Here is a 23,844-nt window from a genome sequence, read left to right on the forward strand (position 1 = left end):
TTCGATGGAACGACGGAGCCATCCCTTGCTCTGCCACGGGCTTTCAAACCCGAGGGGGTTGCGGGCTCAGCTCCGTCACCGCAAGCGCTAGCTAGGCTGCCGGCGGACGGCGTCAAGTTACAAGGGGTACCCCAAGCGCCGCAATAGCTGCTCCAGCTATCTAGCGTCTAATTCAGGCTTCCATTCAGCGCCTCACGTAGCGCCACGATCTCGGCGCGGAGCCGGGTGAGATCCCCAGCGTCACGGCCGCTCGCTTCCGCGATGCAGCTGGGGATACCGATCGCCTTTTCCTTCAGGCGAATACCCGCCTCGCTGAGCCGGATGACGACGACGCGTTCGTCCGCGCTGGCGCTCGCGGCTGATATAGCCGGCGCTTTCCAGGCGTTTCAGCAGCGGTGTCAATGTGCTCGATTCCAGGAAGAGCCGTTCGCCGAGGCCGCCGACGATCTGGCCGTCCTGTTCCCATAGCGCGACCAAGGCAAGATATTGCGGGTAGGTGAGGCCGAGCGTGTCGAGTAGCGGCTTGTAGGCGCGGTTCAGCGCGTGGCTTGCCGTGTAGATGGCAAAGCAGATGAAATCGTCGAGCTTCAGCTGATCCTGCATGGGGGCACCTCCAAAACCGAGCGAATTTACATCGCGCGATAAATAATCGTAAGCGACTTTTCTGCATGGCTGATATGCGCAAATTTAAATTGTCCGATAAATAATCGTGTGCGATATAAAATACGTGTTCGAGACGAACAACAAAACCGAGAGGACAATGACAATGTCGACCATCAAGACCGCAGTTTCCGCAGCAGTACTCCTGGCGGGCTCCGCCGTCGGCGCGCTTGCCGATCCGGTCCTCGAGCCGACAACGCAGACGTTCATCGACGGTCTTGCCGGCGGCAAACCGATCTACACGCTGTCGCCGGCCGATGCCCGTAACGTTCTGTCCGGCGCGCAGAAGGGCGACGTCAAAAAGCTCGCAGCAAAGGAAGAAGATAAGGTCATCAAAACAGGCCCGACCGGCAGCATCAAGCTGCGCATTGTCCGCCCGGAACATGCCAAGGGCACGCTGCCGGTCGTTCTCTACTTCCACGGCGGCGGCTGGGTGCTCGGCGATGCGGATACGCATGACCGGCTGGTGCGCGAAATCGCCAATGGCGCCAATGCCGCCGTCGTCTTCGTCGACTACGAACGCTCGCCGGAGGCCCGATACCCCGTGGCCATCGAGCAGGCCTATGCCGCGACCAAATATGTCGCCGAGCATGCCAAGGAATTCAACGTCGACGCCGGCAGGCTCGCGGTCGCAGGCGACAGCGTCGGCGGCAACATGGCGGCGGTGGTGACGCTGCTTGCCAAGGAGCGCGGCGGCCCCGCCATCGACCAGCAGGTGCTGTTCTACCCCGTCACCGACGCCAACTTCGACAATGGTTCCTATAATGAGTTCGCTAATGGCCCCTGGCTGACCAAGGAAGCGATGAAGTGGTTCTGGAACGCTTACCTGCCTGATGAGGCCAAGCGCAAGGAGCCGACGGCTTCGCCGCTGCAGGCATCGCTCGAACAGCTCAACGGCCTGCCGCCGGCCCTTATCATCACCGATGAAAACGACGTGCTGCGCGACGAAGGCGAAGCCTATGGCCGCAAGCTCAGCCAGGCCGGCGTCAAGGTCACCTCGATCCGCTACAACGGTACGATCCACGACTTCGTGCTGCTGAATGCGATTGCCGAAACGCCGGCGGTCCGCAGCGCGATCAAGGTCGCGAACGACACGCTGCGCAGCGCGTTGCACAAGTAAGCTCGATCGGAACTGTTGTTTTCACGCAATTCCCTAGGAAAGTCGCTTCGCGCTTTTCCCGGCAAAACCGCTTCACACTTTTGCTGGAATGGCTTTAGTCTGCGGACGGTAAAGGCCCGGCGGTTTCGCCGGGCTTTCTGCTTCTCGGAAGCGATTTGGCGAACTGCCAGGCCTTCTTCCATTTCGGCGTGATCACGCCATTGGCGGCGCGGATATTGTTGATGAACTGCGTCGTCGCGGCTTCCCAGGAATATTGCATGGCAAGCGCGCGCGCCTTCTCGCGCGAAGCGGAAAGGGCGGCAAGGCAGGCGGTGCGCAGATCCACATCCAGCGCCCCGACCTCGCTATCCTCGCCGATAATATCGAGCGGCCCGGTGACCGGGTAGGCCGCAACCGGCACGCCCGATGCCAGCGCTTCGAGGATGGTGTTGCCAAAGGTGTCGGTGAGCGACGGGAAGACGAAGACGTCGGCCTGAGCATAGGCCTTCGCCAGATCCTCGCCGAATTTCACGCCGGTAAAGTGCACATCCGGATAGCGCTGCTCCAGTTCGGCGCGCGCCGGGCCATCGCCAACGACCACCTTTGAGCCGGGCAGGTCGAGATCGAGAAAGGCCGGCAGGTTCTTTTCCAGCGCGACGCGGCCAACCGTCATGAAGATCGGACGCGGCAGGCCGAAAGGCTCCTCTTCGAGCGGCATGGGATGAAATTGCGTGGCGTCGATACCGCGCGTCCAGGGCATCAAATTCTTGATGCCGCGGGCTGACAGCTCGCGGGCAAGGCTCGGTGTCGCAACCATGCAGCCGGCGCCGCCATTGTGGAACCAGCGTATGAAAGCATAGAGCCAGCTCTGCGGGATCGGCAGGCGGGCCGAAACATATTCGGGAAAGCGGGTGTGATAGCTGGTGGAGAAGGGCATGCCCTTGCGCAGGCACCAGCGGCGGGCGGTCAACCCCAGCGGACCTTCGGTGGCGATGTGCACATAGGTGGGATTATGCTTTTCGATCTCGCGCGCGACGCGGCGGTAACTGGCGATCGATAGGCGGATCTCCGGGTAGGTCGGGCAGGGGATGCTGTTGAAGCGCTCCGGCGTCACCATCGAAACCTCAACGCCCATCTTCGCCAATTCGCGATTGGTGTTCTCGATCGAGCGCACGACGCCGTTGACCTGCGGGTGCCAGGCGTCGGTGACGATCACCAGCCGTTCCGGCAGATTTCCGGCGGCTGCGGCATTGGCCCAGCTCTCGCCGCTATAAGTGTTTGCCGGACGTTGCAGCATGTCGTGATTTCCATCCGCGTTGCAGTGATATGCCCAACGCCCAGCCCCATAGCGGGGTTCCGGAACGGCGATTCCCGCCTGCCTATTTTGAGGCATGACCATGATGGAAATATTACAGCCGCATGCCAGCATTTGCAGGGTTTTTGGCGGCCCGATCCCCGCGAATATGTCAGCGGCCGATCGCGAATTTCATGCGGAAGGAATGACGGCGCCGGTCATGGACCGGCGCCGTTTGGGAGGTTAAGCGGCAGCGGAGGCCGAACCTGCGGTCGGAACTTCCGAGATCGTCTTCAGAACCTGCGACGCGATCTGGTAGGGGCAGCCCTGCGAGTTCGGGCGGCGATCTTCCAGATAGCCCTTGTAGTCGTTCTTGACGAAGGAGTGCGGCACGCGGATCGAAGCGCCACGGTCAGCGACGCCGTAGGAGAACTTGTTCCACGGCGCGGTTTCGTGCTTGCCGGTCAGGCGCTTGTCATTGTCCGGGCCGTAGACGTTGATGTGATCCATCAGGTTCTTTTCGAACTGCGCCATCAGCGCTTCGAAATAGGCCTTGCCGCCGACTTCTCGCATATACTTGGTCGAGAAGTTGCAATGCATGCCCGAACCGTTCCAGTCGGTGTCGCCGAGCGGCTTGCAGTGATACTCGATGTCGATGCCGTATTTTTCGGTCAGGCGCTGCAGCAGGTAGCGTGCCATCCAGATCTGGTCGGCGGCCTTCTTGGAGCCCTTGCCGAAAATCTGGAATTCCCACTGGCCCTTGGCCACTTCGGCATTGATGCCTTCGTGGTTGATGCCGGCAGCTAGGCAAAGGTCGAGATGTTCTTCGACGATTTCGCGGGCGACATCGCCGACGTTCGAATAGCCGACGCCGGTGTAGTAGGGGCCCTGCGGAGCCGGATAGCCCTGCTCGGGGAAGCCGAGCGGACGGCCGTTCTGGTAGAAGAAATATTCCTGCTCGAAGCCGAACCAGGCATCTTCATCGTCAAGGATGGTTGCGCGGGCGTTGCTCGGGTGCGGCGTGACGCCATCCGGCATCATGACTTCGCACATGACGAGCGCGCCGTTGGTGCGGGCCGGATCGGGATAAATGGCGACGGGCTTCAGCACGCAATCGGAGCTGCGGCCTTCGGCCTGCATGGTCGACGAACCGTCGAAGCCCCAGAGCGGAAGCTGTTCCAGCGTCGGGAATACGTCGAATTCCTTGATCTGCGTCTTGCCACGCAGGTTCGGTACCGGAGTGTATCCATCGAGCCAAATATACTCGAGCTTATATTTTGTCATCGTGACTCTCTCAATGCTACGAAGGTGAGCAAATCCGGAGACGATCTCCGCGCGTAAGCGCATCCAACCGCCAGGGGATGCATTTTTAAAAGCACGTAGCGTGCCAGTTCGGCCGCCTCGACAAGAAAATATGCACATCAGCCGCCCGACACGCATTCTCTGTGACCGAAATGCCCGCTTTCGGCGTGAAAACGGATTTTCGGCTTTGGAACCGGATGAAAATTTCGGCGTTAGCCCGAGGTGATGAAGTGTTGAACAAATAGGCGGACGCTCGCCGCGGAGACAGCATATCGATCAATCACAATATATGCGTGCATATATTTTGTGCAATTTGCATAAACTATGTGCATTGTGCTAAGGTCGCGACGTTGAATGTTGATGCGCCGAACGGAATGGAGGCGATCTTATGCCCACCGGTTTCCATCGTGAATCCGCAACGATCTACCAGTTTCCCGTCAAGCCGGCGCGGACCCCCAGTCGGTTCGAACGCGCCCGGCTGATGGAGCGCGAGGCAGCCGATGTCTGCGACGCGGCCCTCGACAGCTGCTGGTATCATGACGAGGCGGTTCGCGAGTCCGATCGGCCGACGAAGTCCTGATTGCTTGATACCTGCGGCAGGTAACGCCGATACGGCGGGGAGCGCCCGCGCATGGCGTTCGTATGTTGGTCGTCATGCGCGGGCTTAACGCCCGCTCAATCCGAGCTTTTCCTTGGCGACCAAGGCGCCATGCTCACTGACGACGCGGGCTGCGACGCTCGCGGCGAAGCGGGCGGCGGCCGGCGCGTCCTGGGTTTCGAGATAGCGCGCGAGGAAGGCGCCGTTGAAACTGTCGCCGGCGCTGGTGGTATCAACCACTGTCTCCACCGTCTCGGCCGGAACGAAGGTCTCGTCGCCGGCGAAATTCAAGCGAACGCCGTCCGCGCCGTTCTTGACGACGACATTGGCAGCGCCCAGGGCGCGATAGCGATGAATCGTCGCCTCGATGGAATCGTCGCCGAAATGCGCGGCTTCGTCGTCGAAACTCGGCATGACGAGCACGGAAGAGCGTGCGCCTTCGCTGATCGTTGTGTGCATCACGTCGTAACTCGACCAGAGGCGGGGACGGATGTTCGGGTCGAAGACCACGAGTTTGCCGGCCGCCTTGGCGCGGCGGATTTCGGCGAGCAGTGTCGTGGCATCCTCTTGCGGCAGAATGGCTAGGGTGATGCCGGAGAAATAGACGAGGTCGGCGCTTTCCACCGCTTCGCGCAGGCGGTCGGGATCGGCGGCAAGGCTGCGGGCGGCAGAGCTGTCGCGCCAGTAGCTGAAGGAGCGCTCGCCGTTCTTCAGACTGATCATATAGAGGCCGGGCGTCCTGCCTCTGACGCGCCGGATCAAGCTCGTGCCGATGCCTGCCTTGTCGATGAAGGCGACCATCTCGTCCGACATGGCGTCGTCGCCGAGGGCGGTGAAATAATCGACCGACCAGTCGGGGCCAAGGCAGGCGCGGGCATACCAGGCGGTATTGAAGGTATCGCCGGCAAAGCCTTTGCGCAGCAGGCCGTCACCGGCCTGCGAGAGCTCCACCATGCATTCACCGATCGATAGAAACCGTCTTCCGCTCACCTTGTCCTCCCGGCATGAGCGTCCAACAGGCCGCTCTATCGCTTTGAATTGACGCTTCATCCGCTGATACGCGGAGCCGTGCAGAGTGACAAGTATTGATATCGTGAGCGCCGGTATCACAGGAAATGAAAAGCCCGCCTTCGGGCGAGGCGAAGGCGGGTACCGGCGCAGGTTGATTATTCGTGGATGGTGTAGCTGCCGAGCTCGCAAAGGTCCTGGGTGTCTTCGGTCGTGTCGAGGTCCGAGTTTTCGTCGAATTCGAAGCGCATGTCGTATTTGCAGACGGTGCGGCCGTCGGCGATGGTGATGTTCACGGTCTCGCCCGGATTGAGGACCTTCTCGCCGAAGACGTCTTCTTCCCAGCTATTGATGCCGGTCGGCGAACTGTAGAAGCGCGTCAGGACGGAATTGGTCCCGTCGGTGAGCTGGAACTTCAGATCTTCGGCACGCGACGGCACGGCTGAGGCGGCGATGATCGCGGCGGCAAGCGCGATCAATCCAGAGACTTTTGATTTCATATATGCGTTCCCCTCGCCCATGATTAGGCGGAGAAAGGGATAGCATATCCGCAACTAAATCTTTGTTATCGGAGACTATAGATTCCAATGTAAGTCCCTTTTCGGAACACTTCCCCCCAAATATGGAGAACGTAATACTTCTGAAATCAGTGGAGGTGCCGAATGCGGCTTTTAGGCGGCTTGAAAGCTCGCCAGCCCTCCTTCGTCATGCTCGGCCTTGTGCCGAGCGTCTGCCTCCGTCGATAGGGCAGCAGATCCTCGGCACAAGGCCGAGGATGACATATTAGGGGCGAGATCTGTCATCAAACCGAAGGCCGCTTCATGCAGCCATCGTTCCATTCACGGCCTGTCCATGTGGTAGCAGGCCGCCTTCTGGCCGGGGCGAACCTCCTCGGTCGGCGGCATTTCGGTGCGGCAGATGTCGGTCGCCTTCCAGCAGCGCGGCGAGAAGACGCAGCCTTTCGGCGGGTTGAGCGGCGAGGGCGGATCGCCCTGCAGGCGGATGCGGGTACGCAGGCGCGCGAGCTTCGGATCCGGGATCGGTGCGGCCGAAAAGAGCGCCTGCGTATAAGGATGGGCCGGATGGTCGAAGACGGTGGCGCAGTCGCCCGATTCCACCACCCTGCCGAGATAGAGCACCAGCACATCGTCGGAGATCAGCCGCACGACGGACAGGTCGTGGCTGATGAAGATCAGCGTCAGGCCGAACTCCTTGCGCAGCTTGCGCAGAAGCGTGATCACCTGGCCCTGGATCGAGACGTCGAGGGCCGAAACCGGCTCGTCGCAGACGATGAGCTTCGGTTTGGTGATGACGGCGCGCGCAATACCGATGCGCTGCGCCTGGCCGCCGGAAAATTCATGCGGATAGCGATTGATCATCTCCGGGACAAGACCAACGGCAGCCATGATCTGGCGGACCCGGTCGGTGCGCTCGGCCTTCGAAAGCTTCGGCTCGAAGACGGTCAGCGGTTCGGCGATGATGTCGCCGACGGTCATGCGCGGGTCGAGCGAGGCGATCGGATCCTGGAAGATAATCTGCATGTCGCGGCGCGCGGCGCGCATCTCCTCTTCACTGAGGTCGAGCAGATTGCGGCCCTGCCAGAGAATGCGGCCCTTCTGCGATTTCAACAACCGCAGGATGGAGCGGCCGAGCGTCGACTTGCCGCAGCCGGATTCGCCGACGATGCCGAGCGTGCGGCCTTCGGCGAGATCAAAGCTGACATTGTTGACGGCGGTGAGGAAGACCGGCGGCTTGAAGAGGCCTTTTGCCGGTAGTTCGAATTGGGTCGTCAGGTTTTCGACCCTCAGCAGCGATCGCTCAGCCATGGTTCAGCAACTCCTCACGACGCGGGAACGGGTGGTAACAGGCGGCGCAGTGGCGCGGCGCCAGCGTCTCGAGCGGCGGCGGATGGTCGATGCAATCGTTCTGGACCTGCGAACAGCGCGGCGAGAAATTGCAGCCCTTCGGCAGGTGCTGCAGGTTCGGCGGGCGGCCGGGAATGACGACGAGGGCGTCGACATCCTGGTCAGGCCGCGGGATGGAGGCATGCAACGCCGCCGTATAGGGATGGGCCGGATTGTCGAAGAGTTCGTCGACGGGGGCCTCCTCGACGATGCGGCCGGCATACATGACGGCGACGCGGTCGGCGAGGCCTGCGACCACCCCGAGATCGTGGGTGATCATCACCAGCGCCGTGTTCATCTCCGCCGTCAGGTCGTTGAAGAGGTCGAGGATCTGCGCCTGAATCGTGACGTCGAGCGCCGTCGTCGGTTCGTCGGCGATCAGAAGCTTCGGCTTGGTCAGCAGCGCCATGGCAATGACGATGCGCTGGCGCATGCCGCCGGAGAGCTCGTGCGGGTAGAGGTGGAACCGCCGGGTCGGATCCGGAATGCCGACGCGTTTCAGCATATCGAGGGCAGCGTCCGATGCCGCGCGGGCCGTCAGGCCGCGATGAACCTCGAGCTGTTCGGTCAGCTGCCGGGAAATCCTGAGCGACGGGTTCAAGGCGGTCATCGGATCCTGGAAGACCATGGCCATGTCCTTGCCGCGAATCTGATCGAGCTCGCGCGGTTTTAGCGACAGCACGTCCTTGCCTTCGAGTAGCGCCTGGCCCGTCGTGGCGCCGTTCTTGGCCAGCAGGCCCATGATGCCGAGGAAGGTCTGGCTTTTGCCGGAGCCGGACTCGCCGACGATGGCGACGCGCTCGCCGCGCCGGACGGTGAGGTTCATATTCGAGACCGCCTTCACCTCGCCGTCAGGCGTGGCGAAGGTGATCGAGTAGTCGTTGAGTTCAAGCAGGATGTCTTTTTGTGTTTCTTGGGGCATTCTTAGCGATCCTTCGGGTCGAACGCGTCGCGCAGGCCGTCGCCGATGAAGAGCAGGCTGAGTAGCAGGGCCACGAGGAAGCCGGCCGGGAAGATCAGCAGCCAGGGCATGCTTTCCATGGCGTCGGTTCCCTCGGCGATCAGCGTCCCGAGCGAGGTCAGTGGTTCCTGCACGCCGAAGCCGAGATAGGACAGGAAGCTTTCGGTGGCGATGATTTCAGGCACGGTCAGCGCCGCGAAAATGACCACCGGGCCGACGAGGTTCGGAATGATGTGCTTGACGATGATCTTGAACGGCCGCTGCCCGGAGGCGCGCGCCGCCTCGATGAACTCGCGATGCTTGATCGACAGCGTCTGGCCGCGCACGATGCGGGCCATTGTCAGCCATTCCAGCGCACCGATTGCGGCAAAGAGCAGATAGACGTTGCGGCCGAAGATCACCATCAGCAGGATGACGAAGAGGATGTAGGGAAGCGCATACATGATATCGACGAAGCGCATCATGATGGCATCCAGCCGGCCGCCGATATAGCCCGAGATCGCGCCGTAAAGCACGCCGATGACGACCGAGACGACGGTTGCCGTCAGTGCGACCGCAAGCGAGACTCGGGTGCCGTAGAGGACGCGGGCAAGAAGGTCGCGGCCGTTCGGGTCGGTGCCGAAAAAGTGGCCGGTCTCGATCGACGGCGGAATGCGGAAGGCCGCCCAGTCCGGATCCTCGTAATTGAACGGAATGAACCAGGGACCGAGGAAGGCGCCCACGATCAGCAGCGCCAGGACGGCGATCGACAGGACGGCCGCCTTGTTGCGTCCGAGCCGGCGCAGCGCGTCCCTGGTGAGCGAGCGGCCTTCGGGCGCCAGGCCTTCCGCTTCGAGAAGCTCCTGAGCGAGCAGCTCGCGTTTCGCGGGGTTGAGGATCATCGGTTTCTCACTTTCGGATCGAGCCAGGCATAGGCGATATCGACGAGAAGATTGAGGAACACGATCAGCACCATGTAGAAGATGACCGTGCCGAGAACCATGCCGTAGTCGCGGTTGAGGGCTGCGTTGACGAAATAGCGGCCGATGCCGGGCAATCCGAAGATGCTTTCGACGACCAGCGAGCCGGTGAGAAGGTAGCTTGCCGCCGGACCCAGATAGGAAACGACGGGCATCATGGCGGGTTTCAGCGCATGCCGCATCACCGTCAGGCGCGGGCCGATGCCCTTGGCCTTGGCGGTGCGGATGAAGTTCTGGTTCATCACCTCGATCATCGAGCCGCGGGTGATGCGCGAGATGCGGCCTGCATGCGGCAAAGCCAGAACGACGATCGGCAGGATCAGATATTTGATCGAGCCGTCACCCCATCCGCCGACCGGAAACCAGGCGAGGTGAATGCCGAAGATCAATTGCAGGATCGGCGCGATCAGGAAGTTGGGCAATACGACGCCAACCAGGATCAGCGCGCCGAGAATGTAATCCGGCGCCTTGTTCTGGTAGAGCGCGCCAAGACAGCCGACGGCCACGCCGACGATGATGGCGATCAGAAAGGCAGCCGTGCCGATGGTGAAGGTATAGGGCAGACCGATCATGATCTGCTGGGCGACGGTGAAATCCTCGCTGGCGAAGGAGGGGCCGAGATCGCCCCGCAGCAGGTCGCCGACATAGATCAGGTACTGCTGGATCAGCGGCTTATCGAGGTTGTAGTGAACGGCAAGGTTTTTCAGGATCACCGGCGGCAATGGCCTTTCACCATCGAAGGGGCCGCCGGGAGCAAGGCGCAAGACGAAAAAACAGGCTGTGACGGCGATCCACAGAACCGGGATCGTCGATAGCAGGCGACGGAGGGCGTACTTGATCATGGTCGTGGGCCGGTCCTTCCCGAAAGAGGCGGGAAGGACCGTTTTCCCTTACTCTTTCATCGACAGCCAGCGCGTGCGGTGGATGTCCTGGATGTTGTCGACGAAGCCTTCGATCTTCGGCGAAACGACATTCTTCGAGACATAATAATAGATCGGCAGGGCGGCGGATTCATCAAGCGCCAGCTGCTCGGCCTTCTTGAAGATTTCGGCGCGCTTCTTCAGATCGGTCTCGGCGTTGCCCTCTTTGATCATCTTGTCGTAATCGGGATTGGACCAGCGGCCGTAATTCATCTGCACGCCCGTTACCAAGAGGTTCAGGAAGTTGTCCGGATCGTTGTAATCGGCGAGCCAGCCGGCACGGCCGATTTCGACCTGGCCACGCTGCATCTGGTCGTAATGCACCTTGGTTTCGGCATTGACGAGCTCGACATTGATGCCGAGCGGCTTCCACATGGAGGCGATCGCCACCGCGATGCGCTTGTGGTTGTCGTTGGTGTTGTAGCTGAGGACGGCATGGAGCGGCTTGTCCGGACCGAAGCCGGCCTCAGTGAGCAGCTTCTTGGCTTCGGCGACCTTGTCCTTATAAGGCAGGTCCTTCCAGCTGACATAGGCCGGCTCGCCGTAATTGGCGGTGCCCGGCGGAACCCAGGAATAGGCCGGCAGTTCGCCGGTGCCGAGGATCTGCGGCCCGATCACTTCACGGTTGATCGCCATCGACAGCGCCTGGCGGACGCGCTTGTCGCTGAAGGGCGGCTTCTGCGAGTTGACGACATAATAATAGAGGCCGGAGAAGGGGGCGACATGCGCCTGGCCCGGCAGGTTCTTCTTCATCCACTCGTACTGGTCGGTCGGGAAATCGGTGAGGATATCGAATTCGCCGGCGCGGTAACGTTTCAGTGCGGCTTCCTGATCCTCGAGCACAAAGAACTTGGCGCCGTCGATCTTCAGGTCCTTGGTGCCGTACCACTGGTCGTTCTTAACGGTGGTGACATGCGAGCCCGGAACCCATTCGGTCGGCTTATAGGGGCCGTTGGTGACGATGTTGCCGATCTTGACCCAATCCTGACCCTTGGCCTCGACGACGTGTTTGGGCAACGGGTAAGCCGTGTAATGCATCAGCGCATTGATGAAATATGGGGTCGGGTTTTCCAGTGTGATTTCGAGCGTCTTGTCGTCGATCGCCTTGACGCCGAGCTGGTTGAGGTCGGTGATCTCGCCCTTGTTGATCTTTTCGGCGTTCTTGATGGTGAACTGCAGATAGGCATAATCGGCGGCGTTCTTCGGGTCGACGAGGCGCTGGAAGGCGAAGACGAAGTCTCCTGCCGTTACCGGCTGGCCATCGGACCACTTGATCCCGTCGCGAAGCTTGAAGGTGTAGACTTTGCCGTCCGGCGAAATGGTCCAGCTTTCGGCCTGGCCGGGAATCGGATTGTCCTTGGCGTCTTCGGTGACAAGGCCTTCGAAAATGTCGCCGGCAATACGGTTCTCCCAGTCGCCGGAAAGCTTCTGCGGGTCGAGCGACTGCGGATCGCCACCATTGTGAATATTGAGCGTGGCCGCATGCGCCGAAAACGCCAGCAATGTGCCAAGCATTGCGGAGGCGAGAAATTTTTTCGTGAACTGGTTCATCGTGGGTCCACCTTTCTAGGCTTTGCGCCTTTATTAGACATCTGTTCCCGGTATTTGACCTCTTACGTGCAGGTCAGTGCGCACCTTATCGCAAAGGAATCGCGTTGCAACCCCAAATGCGGAGGCGGGAAACGGGTTGTGGACAAGCCTATATACGTCACCTCCTTGTCGGATCACGACGACGTCGCGCGGGGTGTCCCTGCACCTTCACAACGGCCTCACATGTTGTCTTTTGTTTCGTCCGCTTTAGTGTTGCGAGCACAAACGAAGCAGGAGATGTAGCCGATGGCATTGCAGGCAGGCGGGAATGCGGATTGGTGGCGCGGCGCGGTAATCTATCAGGTCTACCCGCGCTCGTTTCAAGACACCAACAGCGATGGCCTCGGCGACCTCAAGGGGATCACCCGCCGGCTGCCGCATATTGCCAGCCTCGGTGTCGATGCGATCTGGCTCTCGCCCTTCTTCAAGTCGCCGATGGCCGACATGGGCTATGACGTCTCCGACTATTGCGATGTCGACCCGATCTTCGGCACGCTCGCCGATTTCGACGAGATGATGGCCGAGGCGCACAGGCTCGGCATCAAGGTGGTCATCGACCAGGTGATCTCGCACACATCGGACCGGCATCCCTGGTTTGTCGAGAGCCGGGCGAGCCGGAGCAATCCGAAGGCGGACTGGTATGTCTGGGCCGATCCGAAGCCGGACGGTACGGCGCCGAACAACTGGCTGTCGATCTTCGGCGGGCCGGGCTGGGAGTGGGACGGCGTGCGCCGGCAATATTACCAGCATAACTTCCTGACCTCGCAGCCGGACCTCAATTTCCATTGCGAAGAAGTGCAGGATGCGGTGCTGGAGACGGTGAAGTACTGGCTCGACCGCGGCGTCGACGGCTTCCGGCTGGATACGGTGAACTATTATTTCTGCGACAAGCAGCTGAGAAGCAATCCGCCGCATGAGCCCGATGAGGATGACGCAGGCCTCGATGCGCCCGACAGCAATCCGTACGGCATGCAGAGCCACCTCTACGACAAGACGCAGCCGGAAAATGTCAATTTCCTCAAGCGCTTCCGGGCGCTGCTCGATCAGTACGAGGATCGCACAACTGTCGGCGAGGTCGGCGATGGGGCGCGTTCGCTAAAGACGGTTGGCGCCTATACGAGCGGCGGCGACAAGCTGCACATGTGCTACACATTCGATCTGCTCGGACCGGAGTTCACCGCCGAGCATATTCGCGGTTGCGTCGAGGACTTCCAGAAGGTGGTGACCGACGGCTGGGTCTGCTGGGCTTTTTCCAACCACGATGTCATGCGTCATGTCAGCCGTTTTGCGCTGACGGCGGATGAGCGCCCTGTTATCGCCAAGCTGGCGATCTCGGTGCTTGCGGCGCTGCGCGGGTCGATCTGCCTCTACCAGGGTGAGGAGCTCGGCCTGCCGGAGGCGGAGCTTGCTTTCGAGGATCTGCGCGACCCCTACGGCATCCGCTTCTGGCCGGCGTTCAAGGGCCGCGACGGATGCCGCACGCCGATGCCCTGGGAGGCTGGCAAGGCGCATGCCGGCTTCACATCGGCGGAAAAGAGCTGGCTGCCGGTGCCTTATGAGCAGGCTGCGCTTTCCGTGGATACGCAAGAGGACAGCGACTACTCGGTGCTGCACCAGTACCGCAGGACGCTCGCCTTCCGGAAGAGCCACCCGGCGCTGATCGACGGTGAAATGACCTTTGTCGGCACCAACCAGGACCTGCTCGCCTTCACCCGCGAAAAGGGCGGGGAAAAACTGCTGTTCGTTTTCAACCTGACGCGCAAGCCGGCGGATTTCCGCCTGCCTGACGGTATCGTGCTCGGGGAGCCGTTGGCCATGCCGGGCTACGAGGCTGTGAACGATGCGGGAACGGTGAAACTTGCGGCGCTGGATGGGTTTTGCGCGCGGGTTGAGGGATTACTTTAGAAGCTTGTCGTAATCGGCGTGCGAGCCGATCCAAAACCAGATGACGTCGTCGCCATCCCTGACGGCTAAAGCTCTCCAGGATGTGCCAACGCGTGCCGACCAGAAGCGCCCGACGCGCTTGAAATGTAGGGATGGATGTCTGGGATCTTGTTTGAGCAGATCGAAATTTTCGTCGGCCAGCTTCCGTATCTGAACAGGCAAGCCGTCATAGGCCTCCCAGAAGGAGGGAGTTGCATGGTGTTTCAAAGCGGCCTTGTCTTTCCGGCACGAAAATCGGCCAAGGCCTCCTCCGCGAAATGATCGAGCTTGCCGCTTGCGGCGTCTGTTTCCATCTGCCGATCCCAGCGTTCGGCCTGAAGGGCTTCAAACCAAGCGGAAAAGGCTTCGAACTCATGCTTGTCGAGTTCGGTCACGGATTTTTCAATCTGTTCCAGCTTGGTCATGATTTGCTCCAGCGATATCGCAAAATAGGCGCTGCCGCGGAATTTGCCAACAATACTCTCACCCGATCAGCGCGAACTTGTCCACGTCGACCATGCCGCGGTCGGATATTTTCAGGTGCGGGATGACCGGCAGCGGCAGAAAGGCGAGCTGGAGGAAGGGTTCTTCCAGGGTTGCGCCGAGTGCGAAGGCGGCCTTGCGCAGATGGTGCAGCGTATCGCGGACCTTTTCGTAGGGCTCAAGGCTCATCAAGCCGGCGATGGGCAGGGCGATTTCGCCGGTGACCTTGCCATCCTCCACGACGACAAAGCCGCCCTGGATCTCGCCGAGGCGGTTTGCGGCGCGCGCCATGTCGTCCTCGCTGACGCCGACGACGCAGATATTGTGGCTGTCATGGCCGACGGTGGAGGCGATTGCGCCCTTTTTCAGGCCGAAGCCCTGGACGAAGCCATTGGCGTGGTTGCCGTTCTTGCCGTGGCGTTCGATGACGGCGACCTTGATGATGTCGTTGGCAAGATCGACGGCCGTCTCGTTGCCTCTGACCGGCAGCCGGTAGCGGCGATGCTCGGTGATGATCTTGCCCGGCATGACGCCGATAACCGATGTCTCGCCCTCCCTGGCCGGCACGCCGAAATGTGCGGCGTTGATCGGTCGGGCCTTGACGCTGTCGAGACCGATCGGAGCGACCGGCTTGCGTGTGGAAAAGAGCGCATCGGTGATGCGGCGGCCGGCGGAGAAGACTATTTCGGCGCGGCAACCTTCCAGGCTGTCGAGAACCACGAGATCAGCACGCCAGCCCGGCGCGACGAGACCGCGATCGCTGAGGCCGAAGGCGCGGGCGGCCGAGATTGAGGCGGCGCGGTAGATCGCCAAGGGCTCGACGCCGCTGGCGATCGCGGTGCGGATCATGTGATCGAGATGGCCCTGTTCGGCGATGTCGAGCGGATTGCGGTCGTCGGTGCAGAGCGCGAGATATGGTGAAAGCCGCTCGGTGATGATGGGGATCAGCGCGGCGAGATCCTTCGACACGGAGCCCTCGCGCACGAGGATATGCATGCCCTTGCGGATCTTTTCCAGCGCTTCAGTGGCGGTCGTGCATTCGTGCTCGGTGCGAATGCCGGCTGCGAGATAGCCGTTGAGGTCGTTGCCTGATAAAAGCGGTGCGTGGCCGTCGATATGGCCGCCCTGAAAGGCGCCGAGCTTGGCCATGCACACGGGATCCTTGTGGATCACGCCGGGGAAATTCATGAACTCGGCGAGGCCGATGACCTTCGGATGGTCGCGGAAGGGCAGGAGGCGTTCGATGGGCAGGTCGGCGCCTGCGGTTTCGAGATGGGTCGCCGGCACGCAGGAAGCGAGCTGGACGCGGATGTCCATGATCGTCTCCAGCGCGGAGTCGAGAAAGAATTCGATGCCGGCGGTTCCAAGCACATTGGCAATCTCGTGCGGATCGCAGATCGCCGTGGTGACGCCGTAGGGCAGGACGCAGCGGTCGAATTCATGCGGCGTCACGAGCGAAGATTCGATGTGCAGATGCGTGTCGATGAAGCCGGGAACGACCGTTCGGCCGGATATGTCGATCTCGGCTTCACCCACATAAGTGCCTGATGTGCCGACAATGCGGTCGCCGCCGATGGCGATGTCGGAGCGGACGACTTCGCCGGTGACGAGATCGAAGAAGCTGCCGCCCTTCAGCACGATGTCGGCGGGCACGCGGCCCACACCCTGGTCGATAAGACGTTCGAGTCTGCTGGTCATGGCACCGCTCACATTGCAACCGATTCCGAAACTTATAACCGATCTGCCGCGACATGCGATGCCTACAAACGAAACCGGGCGCCGAATCGCGCCCGATCGCAGTCTTTCGTGTCGTGGCTTATTCGGCCGCGACGATCTTGCCGCCTTCCCACTTGTAGAGCGAGAAGCTCTGCGAGGTCAGGTCGCCGGCTTCGCCGTAGGTGACCTTGCCGATGGCGGTCGGGATCTCCTTGCCGTCTTTCAGCGCGGCCGCGACGGCTTCGGCATCCTCGGCGCTGCCGGCCTTCTCGATGCCGGCCTTCAGAACTTCGACGGCGGCATAGGCGTTCAGCGTGAAGGCCTCGGCCGGGATGTTCTTGGCGGCGAGCGCGTCGGCGGCAGACTTGGAGTCGGGGTTTTTGGTGGCGTCGGAGGCGTTGGTGAACAGCGTGCCTCCCGCTGCATCCGTGCCGATGGCCCAAAATTCGGTGTTGGAGAGGCCGTCGCCGCCGATGATCGTCGCATTGGCGGAGAGGTCATGCAGCTGGCGGGCCAGCAAGCCGCCTTCCGGGTGATAGCCGCCGAAATAGACGATATCGACCTTCTCGGACTTGATGCGGGTGGTGAGCGCGCTGAAATCCTTGTCGCCGGGCGTGATCGCGTCATTGACGACTTCGGTAACGCCGCCGGCGTTCAGCGTCGCCTTGAAGGCATCGGCGAGGCCTTTGCCATAGGCGCCCTTGTCGTTGACGATGGCGATGCGCTTGTCCTTGAAGTTCTGCAGCACGTATTTGGCGGCGACTTCCGCCTGCTGGTCGTCGCGACCGCAAGTGCGCAGCACATTGGCGAGGCCCCGCTTGGTCAGGTCGGGGGCGGTCGCCGTCGGAGTGACCATCAGCACGCCGTTTTCAGCCAGCACGTCCGAAACCGGGATCGCGACACCCGACGTCACCGGGCCGACGACGAAGCGGATGCCGTCGCCGACGATCTTGTTGGCGGCGGAAACGCCCTGCTTCGGTTCGCCGGCATCGTCGGCCAGTTCGAGGACGACCTTTTCGCCGAGAATTCCGCCCTTCTTGTTGATCTCGTCGACAGCGGTCTGAGCACCGTTCTTCACCTGATCGCCATAGGCGGCGACCGGACCGGTCAGCGGCGCGATCAGGCCGATGGTGATATCGGCATAGGCAAGCGGTGCAAAGGCGAGTGACGCGACGAGGGTCGCCGTCAAGGTCTTTAGGGTCATTGTCTGTCTCCTTGGATGGGGTCTTCGACCCGCGATGAGGTGCCGCGCCGGCCTTCCCGATCATTCAACAGCCCTTCGGGGCCGTGCCAAGGACGATCGGTAACGGCGCGATCAGCGAGCCCGCCGGCCATGTTTGACTCGATGAAGCTCATGCGAGATTTCTAGGAATTTTGATGAGATTGCGCAAGTTCATAACAAAATAGACGAGAAATACGGTCGATCCGACCGAAAATGCGCTTGAGCGGATCATTTTCTATGTTTTCGAGGATTTTTCAGAAGCGAGGTCGCCAAAGTCCACGGGTGCTCCCTCGGACAAAACCACCTCCACAGGGTTGTCTTTAGCTTTCCTATTAACCGTTAGTTTGGCCAATGACAGTAGGATCCCACCATACCCAAATACGGCAGCATTGAAAAAGAGACGACATAAAGAATTACATAAACATATCGGGAAACAGAGATCTGAATGCTCAAGCGTATCGATGCCGGTCAGGTGCGGATCGGAATGTTTGTGGAGGCGGTCGAGGGCCTATGGCAGGATCCGCTTTTGTCCAAGCGCAGATTTGCCCTGCGGCGCGAGGTCGATGCCGCAAAAATTCGTAAATGCGGCACTGTCAGCGTCGTCATCAACACCAGCAAGGGGCTCGACACCAACGGGCTGCCGGGCCGTGACATCGAGATCGACTTCCAGGCGGCGCGCGAGACCATCCAGAAATCTGTGCAGCTGCTGGAAGAGGCTTTCGGGCGGCTGCGCAATGGCGACGGAATCAGCGTCGATCACCTGACGCCGGTCATTTCTTCCGTCTCCAAGTCGATGGATGAGAACCCTTCGGTTTTCCTCAGCGTCACACGCCTGAAATCAAAAGACGAGGTGACCTTCCTGCATTCCATTTCGGTGAGCGCGCTGATGATCCTTTTCAGCCGCCATCTCGCACTCGATGAGCATACGATCCAGATGCTCGGCACCGCGGGTTTGCTGCACGACGTCGGCAAGCTTGAAATTCCGCTTGAGGTTCTCAACAAGGCAGGGCCCCTGGAAAGGGATGAGATCAGCTTGCTCCGGGGCCATCCGGAGAAGGGGCATGCGATCCTGTCGCGGCAGGAGGGCATGTCGGAGATCGTCCTCGACGTTTGCCTCAATCATCACGAGCGCATCGACGGCAAAGGCTATCCGCGCAGCTTGTCCGGTAGCGAGGTCAGCCTTCACTCGCGGATTGCGACGATCTGCGATGTCTACGACGCCATCACTTCGGTGCGGCCGTATAAGGCGCCATGGAGCGCCAGCGAGGCACTGAAATGGATGCTCGGCGCTGAAGGGCATTTCGATCGCCATCTCCTGAAAAAATTCGCCCTCTGCCTTTCCGTCGCTTCTGTGAGCTGAGTTTCTTGTATCTTCAGACGAAAAGACCCGCGAGAGCATTGTCCATCGCGGGTCCTGAGCGGATCTTCGGTCACCTCTTCAGATGTTGTTCTGAAGGATGCTCCTGAGCTTGCCGAAAAGTTCGTCGATATGGTGCTTTTCGATGATCAGCGGCGGGGAGAGCGCGATGATGTCGCCGGTGGTGCGGATCAGAAGTCCGCTCTCATAGGCCTTCAGGAAAGCCGTGAAGGCGCGCTTGGTGGGTTCGCCGGCGATCGGGTCGAGTTCAATTGCGCCGATCAGGCCGGTGTTTCTGATATCGATGACGTTGGGGCAGTCCTTGAGCGAGTGCAGCGCGTCGGCCCAATAGTCGGAAAGTTCGGCAGCGCGGGTGAGCAGGCCCTCTTCCTTGTAGGTGTCGAGCGTGGCGAGGGCTGCGGCAGACGCGATCGGGTTGCCGGAATAGGTGTAGCCGTGGAAGAACTCGATCATGTGCTCGGGGCCGTTCATGAAGGCGTCATGAATCTCGGAGGTGACGAACACGGCCCCCATCGGGATGACGCCGTTGGTCAGTCCCTTGGCGGTGGTGATCATGTCGGGCTTGACGTCGTAATATTGCGCGGCGAAGGGGGCCCCGAGGCGGCCAAAACCGGTGATGACTTCGTCGAAGATCAGCAGGATGCCGTGCCTGGTGCAGATTTCACGCAGCTTCTGCAGGTACCCCTTCGGCGGGATGAGGACGCCGGTCGAACCGGCGACCGGCTCGACGATGACAGCAGCTATGGTGGAGGCATCATGCAGCGTGACGATGCGCTCGAGCTCGCTGGCGATGTCGCCGCCATGCTCAGGCTCGCCGCGGCTGAAGTTATTCTTGCCGGGCTGGTGGGTGTGCGGCATGTGATCGACACCGGTGAGCAGCGTGCCGAACATCTTGCGGTTGGCGACGATGCCGCCGACGGAAATGCCGCCGAAATTGACGCCGTGATAGCCGCGCTCGCGGCCGATCAGCCGGAAGCGTGAACCGTTGCCCTTCACGCGATGATAGGCCAGCGCCACCTTGAGCGCGGTCTCGACGGATTCGGAGCCGGAATTGGTATAAAGGACGTGGTTCATGCCTTCCGGGGCGATGTCGACCAGACGGTTCGCCAGTTCGAAGGCCTTGGGGTGGCCGAGCTGGAAGGCCGGGGCGTAATCGAGTTCGCCCGCCTGCTCGCGGATCGCCTCGGTGATCTTCGGACGGCAGTGGCCGGCGTTGACGCACCAGAGGCCGGCCGTGCCGTCCAATACCTGACGACCGTCATGGGTGGTATAATACATGTCCTTGGCGCCGACGAACAACCGCGGCTCCTTCTTGAACTGGCGATTTGCCGTAAACGGCATCCAGAAGGCGCGAAGATCATTCGGTGCATTGAGGCGGTTGGACATGCTGTTCTCCTGGCCGTCGACGGCCCGTTCCCGAGGGCTTCTCGCCCGAATTTTTACTGCCCGGTCAAATTATCAGGGCCTCTCAACGCGTCAACGAGAAAAGTCCCGACATGCTTCCGCTCAGAAGAACTCACCAAAAGACACGACCGGCAAATCGCCAGATTTGCCGGTCGTGTCGTTAAGGTTCACGTGCTGAAATATCGTTGCCGAGGCTTCCGGGAGGATTCCCGAGCGGCACCGGCACGGCTGACGGTCATGTCAGCGCTATCATCAGGCTGCAGATCTGCTTCTGCTCGGAACGAGGTAGATATCTTCGAGCGTTGCCAGGATCTTCATGACCGGCTCGGATGTGCTTGAGTAATAGATGGTTTGGGCGTCGCGGCGGGTCTTGACCAGCTTCTGCGCGCGCAATTTCGACAGGTGCTGTGAAAGAGCCGACTGGCTGAGGCCGACTTGCGTGGCAAGGACGCCGACGGCGACTTCGCCCTTCACCAGGCTGCACAGGATCAGCAATCTTTTGGGGTTGGCCATGGCTGACAATAGTGCTGCCGCCACATTCGTGTGGTCAGCCAAATTAGGGGTTTCCATATTGTTATCTTCCTAATGCGAAACGTACATCATCTGTATGGGACAGTCTGCGGAGCGGGCGGCCAAAACTACCAACTAGGTTCGAAGATTGTATATACCTAAATTTAAGGTATCGAGTATGCTACTTTAGATATGTTTGAACAAATGTGATCGGAATCGGCAGCGAGAGTTTCGAATTCGTAACGCATCAAAAAGTCCCCGGAAATGATCTCAAAACCCGCCGGATCGACGCCGCAGATGCGCCAAGAGGGTGATTCCGGGGCATTTAAGCGCACCGCAAGGGTTGCCGCCACATCGGGATGGCGCTCTACTAAATCTCGCACTGTTTCGGCCGCTTTGGCGGCGATCGCCTCGGTTGCCGGCGATTGGATGACGAGGTCACTTCCGTCGAGATGGTAGGCGCGGCCGAAGCCGCCGTTGAGGCTCGCCCGCTCCGGTTTGAGACGGAAGAAGAGGAAGTCGGGAAAATCGATATAAAGTTTTGCCTTAGGATGGCGATCGAGAAAACGCGTGCGGATGCGCTCGTGGATGCGATGACCATGCTCGACCGGCTCCGCCACGCATTGGGTCGTCAGCCGGCCATAGGCGAGGGGATCGCCCTTGCCCGGCTCGCCGGTGAGCAGCGAGGCGCGTGGGTCCCTTGCCAGCGCCTTGGTGTGAGCCGAAAGCCTCGAAACGAGGATGACGGGGACGCCGTCAATATCGGTGGCGAGGAGGACGCGGCTGGCGAAGGGAAAACCGGTCTCGGGATCGAGAACAGCGATCGCCGCGTGTCGTGCGGAGCGCAACAGCACGCGGCCGAGCTTGCGGGCTTCATCGTCGGTTTCGCGTAAGGGCGAGGGTTGATCTTTCATAACCGCTTTGTGGCAAAGCAGATTGAAAACATCAAGCGTCCTCCTTGCGGCGATGGCGTGTAAGGCCGGCGACAATATCCTGGGCCGTGATGGTGCCGATGACCGTGCCGTTTTCCACGATGCCGATGCTGCCCGGCTGACGGGCGAGCACGTCGAGGATATCGACGAGCGGGGTGGCGGCGCGGGCCGTGGCGCTGACGCTCAAGCCGGCGGCCGTCTGGCCGAGGCCGGGCTGCATGACATCGGCGGCGGTCAGCATGTTAATCGGATTGAGGTTCTGCACGAAATCGGCGACATACTGATCGGCGGGGTTCTTGACGATATCATGCGGTGTTCCACACTGAATGATACGGCCGCCCTCCATGATGGCGATGCGGTTGCCGATGCGGAAGGCCTCGTCGAGATCGTGGCTGACGAACAGGATGGTCTTTTTCAGCCGCCGCTGGAACTCCAGGAGTTCATCCTGCAGGCGGGTGCGGATCAGCGGGTCGAGCGCCGAGAACGGCTCGTCCATCAGCAGGATCGGCGCGCCGGTGGCAAAGGCGCGGGCAAGGCCGACACGCTGCTGCATGCCGCCGGAGAGTTCGTTGACCTTGCGGTCGGCCCATTTCGTCAGGTTGACGAGTTCGAGCTGCTCGCCGACGCGCTGCTTGCGTTCGGCCTCCGGCATGCCGGCAAGTTCGAGACCGAAGCCGACATTTTCCGCGACTGTGCGCCAGGGCAGAAGCGCGAATTGCTGGAACACCATGGAGACGGTGTGGGTGCGCAGGCCGCGCAGCGCCTTGGCATTGCATCGGTAAGGGTTGACGGGGCCGGTGGAGGTCGAGACCGAAACATCGCCGCGCACCACGGGAGCAAGCCCGTTGACGGCGCGCAGCAGCGTCGACTTGCCGGAGCCGGAAAGGCCCATCAGCACAAGGATCTCGCCTTCCTCGATGGTTAGCGAGGCATCGGCGACGCCGAGCACAAGGCCGGTTGCGGCGCCGATCTCATCGCGTGTTTTGCCCTGGTCGACCATCGCAAGCGCGGTCTCCGGGCGGTCGCCGAAGATGATGCTGACATTCTTAAAGTCTATCGCTGTCATGCGCCGTCTCCTTCGTCGCCTGCGCGGAATATGCGGTCGAGAATGATCGCCAGGATGACGATGCAGAAACCGGCGTCGAAGCCTTTCGCGATGTTGACCGTGTTCAGCGCGCGCACCACAGGCACGCCAAGTCCGGGAGCGCCGACAAGCGCGGCAATAACCACCATCGACAGCGACAGCATGATGGTCTGGGTGAGGCCCGCCATGATCTGCGGCGCGGCGAAGGGAAGCTCGACCTTGCGCAGCACCTGCATTGGCCGCGCACCGAAGGCGACAGCGGCTTCAACGAGGGACGGCGGCGTCGAGATGATGCCGAGGCGCGTCAGCCGGATGGGGGCGGGAATTGCAAAAATGACGGTTGCGATCAGGCCCGGCACCATGCCGAGGCCGAACAGGATCAGCGCAGGGATCAGATAGACGAATGTCGGGATCGTCTGCATGAGATCGAGCACCGGGCGCATGGCGGCATAGACCCAGGGGCGGCGGGCGGCGGCAATGCCCAGCGGAATGCCGATCACCATACAGACGAAGGTGGCGGCGAGCACGAGGGCGAGCGTCTCCGTCGTCTCCTTCCAATAGTCCTGGTTTACGATGAGCAGCAGCCCAAGACAGGTGAAGACGGCGATCGCGATCGACCGGCGCAGCCAGAAGGCAATGCCGGTGATGGCAGCGATGACGATCAGTGGGTGAGGCTTCTGCAACACGAAGAGCAGGCCGTCTATGGCGCTCGACAGCAGGAATGCCAGCTGGTTGAAGAACCACTCTCCGTTCGAGGTCAGCCAGTCCACGAAGGATTTGGCCCCGGGGCCGATGGGAATCTTAAAGTCGGTGATCCAATTCAAGGTGCGCGCCTATCCAGAAAAAATCAACAATCGGACAAAAAATGAAACAGGGCGGCAAGCCGCCCCATTCATA

General features: G+C 60.9%; 23 protein-coding genes and 1 pseudogene. 4 read left to right on the plus strand and 20 right to left on the minus strand.

All coding sequences use genetic code 11. The annotated features are described in order from the left end of the window. Window positions 1-167: 167 nt before the first annotated feature. Window positions 168-603: pseudogene (locus K6M89_RS29460) on the minus strand (MarR family winged helix-turn-helix transcriptional regulator). A gap of 163 nt (window positions 604-766) precedes the next feature. Between K6M89_RS29460 and K6M89_RS29465 the strand changes: the two are divergent. Beyond that, a complete protein-coding gene (locus K6M89_RS29465; RefSeq protein WP_222141795.1) occupies window positions 767-1,780 on the plus strand; it encodes an alpha/beta hydrolase in 1,014 nt (337 codons plus the stop codon). 94 nt (window positions 1,781-1,874) lie between these two features. Here the strand turns inward: K6M89_RS29465 and K6M89_RS29470 are convergent, their stop codons facing one another. Next, window positions 1,875-3,056, minus strand: a complete 1,182-nt coding sequence (locus K6M89_RS29470) for a glycosyltransferase family 4 protein (RefSeq protein ID WP_222141796.1) — start codon at window positions 3,054-3,056, stop codon at window positions 1,875-1,877. Window positions 3,057-3,296: 240 nt separating this feature from the next. Beyond that, window positions 3,297-4,337 carry a glutamine synthetase beta-grasp domain-containing protein gene (locus K6M89_RS29475; protein WP_064684407.1) on the minus strand — a complete coding sequence of 347 codons (1,041 nt, stop codon included), beginning with the start codon at window positions 4,335-4,337 and terminating at the stop codon, window positions 3,297-3,299. 406 nt (window positions 4,338-4,743) lie between these two features. Between K6M89_RS29475 and gstI the strand changes: the two genes are divergently transcribed. After that, a complete protein-coding gene (gstI, locus tag K6M89_RS29480; RefSeq protein WP_010057423.1) occupies window positions 4,744-4,935 on the plus strand; it encodes a glutamine synthetase translation inhibitor GstI in 192 nt (63 codons plus the stop codon). Window positions 4,936-5,019: 84 nt separating this feature from the next. Here gstI and K6M89_RS29485 read toward each other — a convergent pair whose 3' ends face one another. The 7 genes from K6M89_RS29485 to K6M89_RS29515 all read right to left on the minus strand — a co-directional run bounded on the left by K6M89_RS29485 (window position 5,020) and on the right by K6M89_RS29515 (window position 12,256). After that, window positions 5,020-5,943 carry a sugar kinase gene (locus K6M89_RS29485; protein WP_222141797.1) on the minus strand — a complete coding sequence of 308 codons (924 nt, stop codon included), beginning with the start codon at window positions 5,941-5,943 and terminating at the stop codon, window positions 5,020-5,022. Between the two features lie 176 nt (window positions 5,944-6,119). Continuing rightward, on the minus strand, window positions 6,120-6,461 hold the full coding sequence (locus K6M89_RS29490; RefSeq protein WP_222141798.1) for a hypothetical protein: 342 nt from the start codon (window positions 6,459-6,461) through the stop codon (window positions 6,120-6,122). 339 nt (window positions 6,462-6,800) lie between these two features. Continuing rightward, window positions 6,801-7,787 (minus strand): ABC transporter ATP-binding protein, encoded by a 987-nt coding sequence (locus tag K6M89_RS29495; protein ID WP_222141799.1) that lies wholly within the window; start codon window positions 7,785-7,787, stop codon window positions 6,801-6,803. Further along, complete coding sequence (locus K6M89_RS29500; RefSeq protein ID WP_097578491.1) at window positions 7,780-8,787, minus strand: ABC transporter ATP-binding protein; 1,008 nt, start codon at window positions 8,785-8,787, stop codon at window positions 7,780-7,782. The genes K6M89_RS29495 and K6M89_RS29500 overlap by 8 nt, the downstream gene beginning before the upstream one ends. Before the next feature lie 2 nt (window positions 8,788-8,789). After that, complete coding sequence (locus tag K6M89_RS29505) at window positions 8,790-9,707, minus strand: ABC transporter permease (RefSeq protein ID WP_222141800.1); 918 nt, start codon at window positions 9,705-9,707, stop codon at window positions 8,790-8,792. Further along, a complete protein-coding gene (locus K6M89_RS29510) occupies window positions 9,704-10,627 on the minus strand; it encodes an ABC transporter permease subunit (RefSeq protein WP_038690477.1) in 924 nt (307 codons plus the stop codon). Before K6M89_RS29510 ends, K6M89_RS29505 begins: the two co-directional genes overlap by 4 nt. 48 nt (window positions 10,628-10,675) lie before the next feature. Continuing rightward, on the minus strand, window positions 10,676-12,256 hold the full coding sequence (locus tag K6M89_RS29515; protein ID WP_097578494.1) for a peptide ABC transporter substrate-binding protein: 1,581 nt from the start codon (window positions 12,254-12,256) through the stop codon (window positions 10,676-10,678). Between the two features lie 285 nt (window positions 12,257-12,541). On the opposite strand from K6M89_RS29515, the gene bglA reads away from it, so the two are divergent. Continuing rightward, on the plus strand, window positions 12,542-14,200 hold the full coding sequence (gene bglA / locus K6M89_RS29520) for a beta-galactosidase BglA (RefSeq protein WP_222141801.1): 1,659 nt from the start codon (window positions 12,542-12,544) through the stop codon (window positions 14,198-14,200). Here bglA and K6M89_RS31375 read toward each other — a convergent pair. From K6M89_RS31375 to K6M89_RS29540, 5 genes are all read right to left on the minus strand, one after another. Beyond that, window positions 14,192-14,446, minus strand: a complete 255-nt coding sequence (locus K6M89_RS31375; protein WP_246642722.1) for a ParE family toxin-like protein — start codon at window positions 14,444-14,446, stop codon at window positions 14,192-14,194. The two genes, bglA and K6M89_RS31375, sit on opposite strands and share 9 nt — an antisense overlap. Continuing rightward, the gene (locus tag K6M89_RS29525; RefSeq protein ID WP_097578500.1) at window positions 14,443-14,643 is read right to left on the minus strand and encodes a hypothetical protein; all 201 of its coding nucleotides are present in this window, start codon (window positions 14,641-14,643) and stop codon (window positions 14,443-14,445) included. Before K6M89_RS29525 ends, K6M89_RS31375 begins: the two co-directional genes overlap by 4 nt. 58 nt (window positions 14,644-14,701) lie before the next feature. Beyond that, window positions 14,702-16,399: an adenine deaminase gene (ade, locus tag K6M89_RS29530; RefSeq protein WP_222141802.1), complete on the minus strand. Its 1,698-nt coding sequence runs from the start codon at window positions 16,397-16,399 to the stop codon at window positions 14,702-14,704. A 118-nt stretch (window positions 16,400-16,517) separates the two neighbouring features. After that, window positions 16,518-17,621: a branched-chain amino acid ABC transporter substrate-binding protein gene (locus K6M89_RS29535; protein WP_222141803.1), complete on the minus strand. Its 1,104-nt coding sequence runs from the start codon at window positions 17,619-17,621 to the stop codon at window positions 16,518-16,520. Beyond that, window positions 17,618-17,773 (minus strand): hypothetical protein, encoded by a 156-nt coding sequence (locus K6M89_RS29540; protein WP_170964705.1) that lies wholly within the window; start codon window positions 17,771-17,773, stop codon window positions 17,618-17,620. The genes K6M89_RS29535 and K6M89_RS29540 overlap by 4 nt, the downstream gene beginning before the upstream one ends. Window positions 17,774-18,084: 311 nt before the next feature. Between K6M89_RS29540 and K6M89_RS29545 the strand changes: the two genes are divergently transcribed. Next, window positions 18,085-18,999, plus strand: a complete 915-nt coding sequence (locus K6M89_RS29545) for an HD-GYP domain-containing protein (protein ID WP_222141804.1) — start codon at window positions 18,085-18,087, stop codon at window positions 18,997-18,999. Window positions 19,000-19,077: 78 nt separating this feature from the next. Here K6M89_RS29545 and aptA read toward each other — a convergent pair whose 3' ends face one another. The 5 genes from aptA to choW all read right to left on the minus strand — a co-directional run bounded on the left by aptA (window position 19,078) and on the right by choW (window position 23,771). After that, the gene (gene aptA / locus K6M89_RS29550) at window positions 19,078-20,403 is read right to left on the minus strand and encodes an omega-aminotransferase AptA (protein WP_097578508.1); all 1,326 of its coding nucleotides are present in this window, start codon (window positions 20,401-20,403) and stop codon (window positions 19,078-19,080) included. Between the two features lie 270 nt (window positions 20,404-20,673). After that, window positions 20,674-20,991, minus strand: a complete 318-nt coding sequence (locus K6M89_RS29555) for an ArsR/SmtB family transcription factor (protein ID WP_097578509.1) — start codon at window positions 20,989-20,991, stop codon at window positions 20,674-20,676. Between the two features lie 104 nt (window positions 20,992-21,095). After that, window positions 21,096-21,845 (minus strand): HugZ family pyridoxamine 5'-phosphate oxidase, encoded by a 750-nt coding sequence (locus K6M89_RS29560; RefSeq protein ID WP_222141805.1) that lies wholly within the window; start codon window positions 21,843-21,845, stop codon window positions 21,096-21,098. Window positions 21,846-21,876: 31 nt separating this feature from the next. Beyond that, complete coding sequence (choV, locus tag K6M89_RS29565; RefSeq protein WP_097578513.1) at window positions 21,877-22,929, minus strand: choline ABC transporter ATP-binding protein; 1,053 nt, start codon at window positions 22,927-22,929, stop codon at window positions 21,877-21,879. Continuing rightward, window positions 22,926-23,771, minus strand: a complete 846-nt coding sequence (choW, locus tag K6M89_RS29570) for a choline ABC transporter permease subunit (protein WP_097578515.1) — start codon at window positions 23,769-23,771, stop codon at window positions 22,926-22,928. Before choW ends, choV begins: the two co-directional genes overlap by 4 nt. Window positions 23,772-23,844 lie beyond the last annotated feature (73 nt).

Origin of the sequence: Rhizobium croatiense, assembly GCF_019793465.1 — a bacterium.
Taxonomy (GTDB): domain Bacteria; phylum Pseudomonadota; class Alphaproteobacteria; order Rhizobiales; family Rhizobiaceae; genus Rhizobium; species Rhizobium croatiense.

Bases quoted from the DNA above. Each gene is read 5' to 3' on its own strand.
- K6M89_RS29465 (WP_222141795.1), top strand. From the start codon at position 767: ATGTCGACCATCAAGACCGCAGTTTCCGCAGCAGTACTCCTGGCGGGC.
- K6M89_RS29470 (WP_222141796.1), bottom strand. From the start codon at position 3,056: ATGCTGCAACGTCCGGCAAACACTTATAGCGGCGAGAGCTGGGCCAAT.
- K6M89_RS29475 (WP_064684407.1), bottom strand. From the start codon at position 4,337: ATGACAAAATATAAGCTCGAGTATATTTGGCTCGATGGATACACTCCG.
- gstI (WP_010057423.1), top strand. From the start codon at position 4,744: ATGCCCACCGGTTTCCATCGTGAATCCGCAACGATCTACCAGTTTCCC.
- K6M89_RS29490 (WP_222141798.1), bottom strand. From the start codon at position 6,461: ATGAAATCAAAAGTCTCTGGATTGATCGCGCTTGCCGCCGCGATCATC.
- K6M89_RS29495 (WP_222141799.1), bottom strand. From the start codon at position 7,787: ATGGCTGAGCGATCGCTGCTGAGGGTCGAAAACCTGACGACCCAATTC.
- K6M89_RS29500 (WP_097578491.1), bottom strand. From the start codon at position 8,787: ATGCCCCAAGAAACACAAAAAGACATCCTGCTTGAACTCAACGACTAC.
- K6M89_RS29505 (WP_222141800.1), bottom strand. From the start codon at position 9,707: ATGATCCTCAACCCCGCGAAACGCGAGCTGCTCGCTCAGGAGCTTCTC.
- K6M89_RS29510 (WP_038690477.1), bottom strand. From the start codon at position 10,627: ATGATCAAGTACGCCCTCCGTCGCCTGCTATCGACGATCCCGGTTCTG.
- K6M89_RS29515 (WP_097578494.1), bottom strand. From the start codon at position 12,256: ATGAACCAGTTCACGAAAAAATTTCTCGCCTCCGCAATGCTTGGCACA.
- bglA (WP_222141801.1), top strand. From the start codon at position 12,542: ATGGCATTGCAGGCAGGCGGGAATGCGGATTGGTGGCGCGGCGCGGTA.
- K6M89_RS29525 (WP_097578500.1), bottom strand. From the start codon at position 14,643: ATGACCAAGCTGGAACAGATTGAAAAATCCGTGACCGAACTCGACAAG.
- ade (WP_222141802.1), bottom strand. From the start codon at position 16,399: ATGACCAGCAGACTCGAACGTCTTATCGACCAGGGTGTGGGCCGCGTG.
- K6M89_RS29535 (WP_222141803.1), bottom strand. From the start codon at position 17,621: ATGACCCTAAAGACCTTGACGGCGACCCTCGTCGCGTCACTCGCCTTT.
- K6M89_RS29540 (WP_170964705.1), bottom strand. From the start codon at position 17,773: ATGAGCTTCATCGAGTCAAACATGGCCGGCGGGCTCGCTGATCGCGCC.
- K6M89_RS29545 (WP_222141804.1), top strand. From the start codon at position 18,085: ATGCTCAAGCGTATCGATGCCGGTCAGGTGCGGATCGGAATGTTTGTG.
- aptA (WP_097578508.1), bottom strand. From the start codon at position 20,403: ATGTCCAACCGCCTCAATGCACCGAATGATCTTCGCGCCTTCTGGATG.
- K6M89_RS29555 (WP_097578509.1), bottom strand. From the start codon at position 20,991: ATGGAAACCCCTAATTTGGCTGACCACACGAATGTGGCGGCAGCACTA.
- K6M89_RS29560 (WP_222141805.1), bottom strand. From the start codon at position 21,845: ATGAAAGATCAACCCTCGCCCTTACGCGAAACCGACGATGAAGCCCGC.
- choV (WP_097578513.1), bottom strand. From the start codon at position 22,929: ATGACAGCGATAGACTTTAAGAATGTCAGCATCATCTTCGGCGACCGC.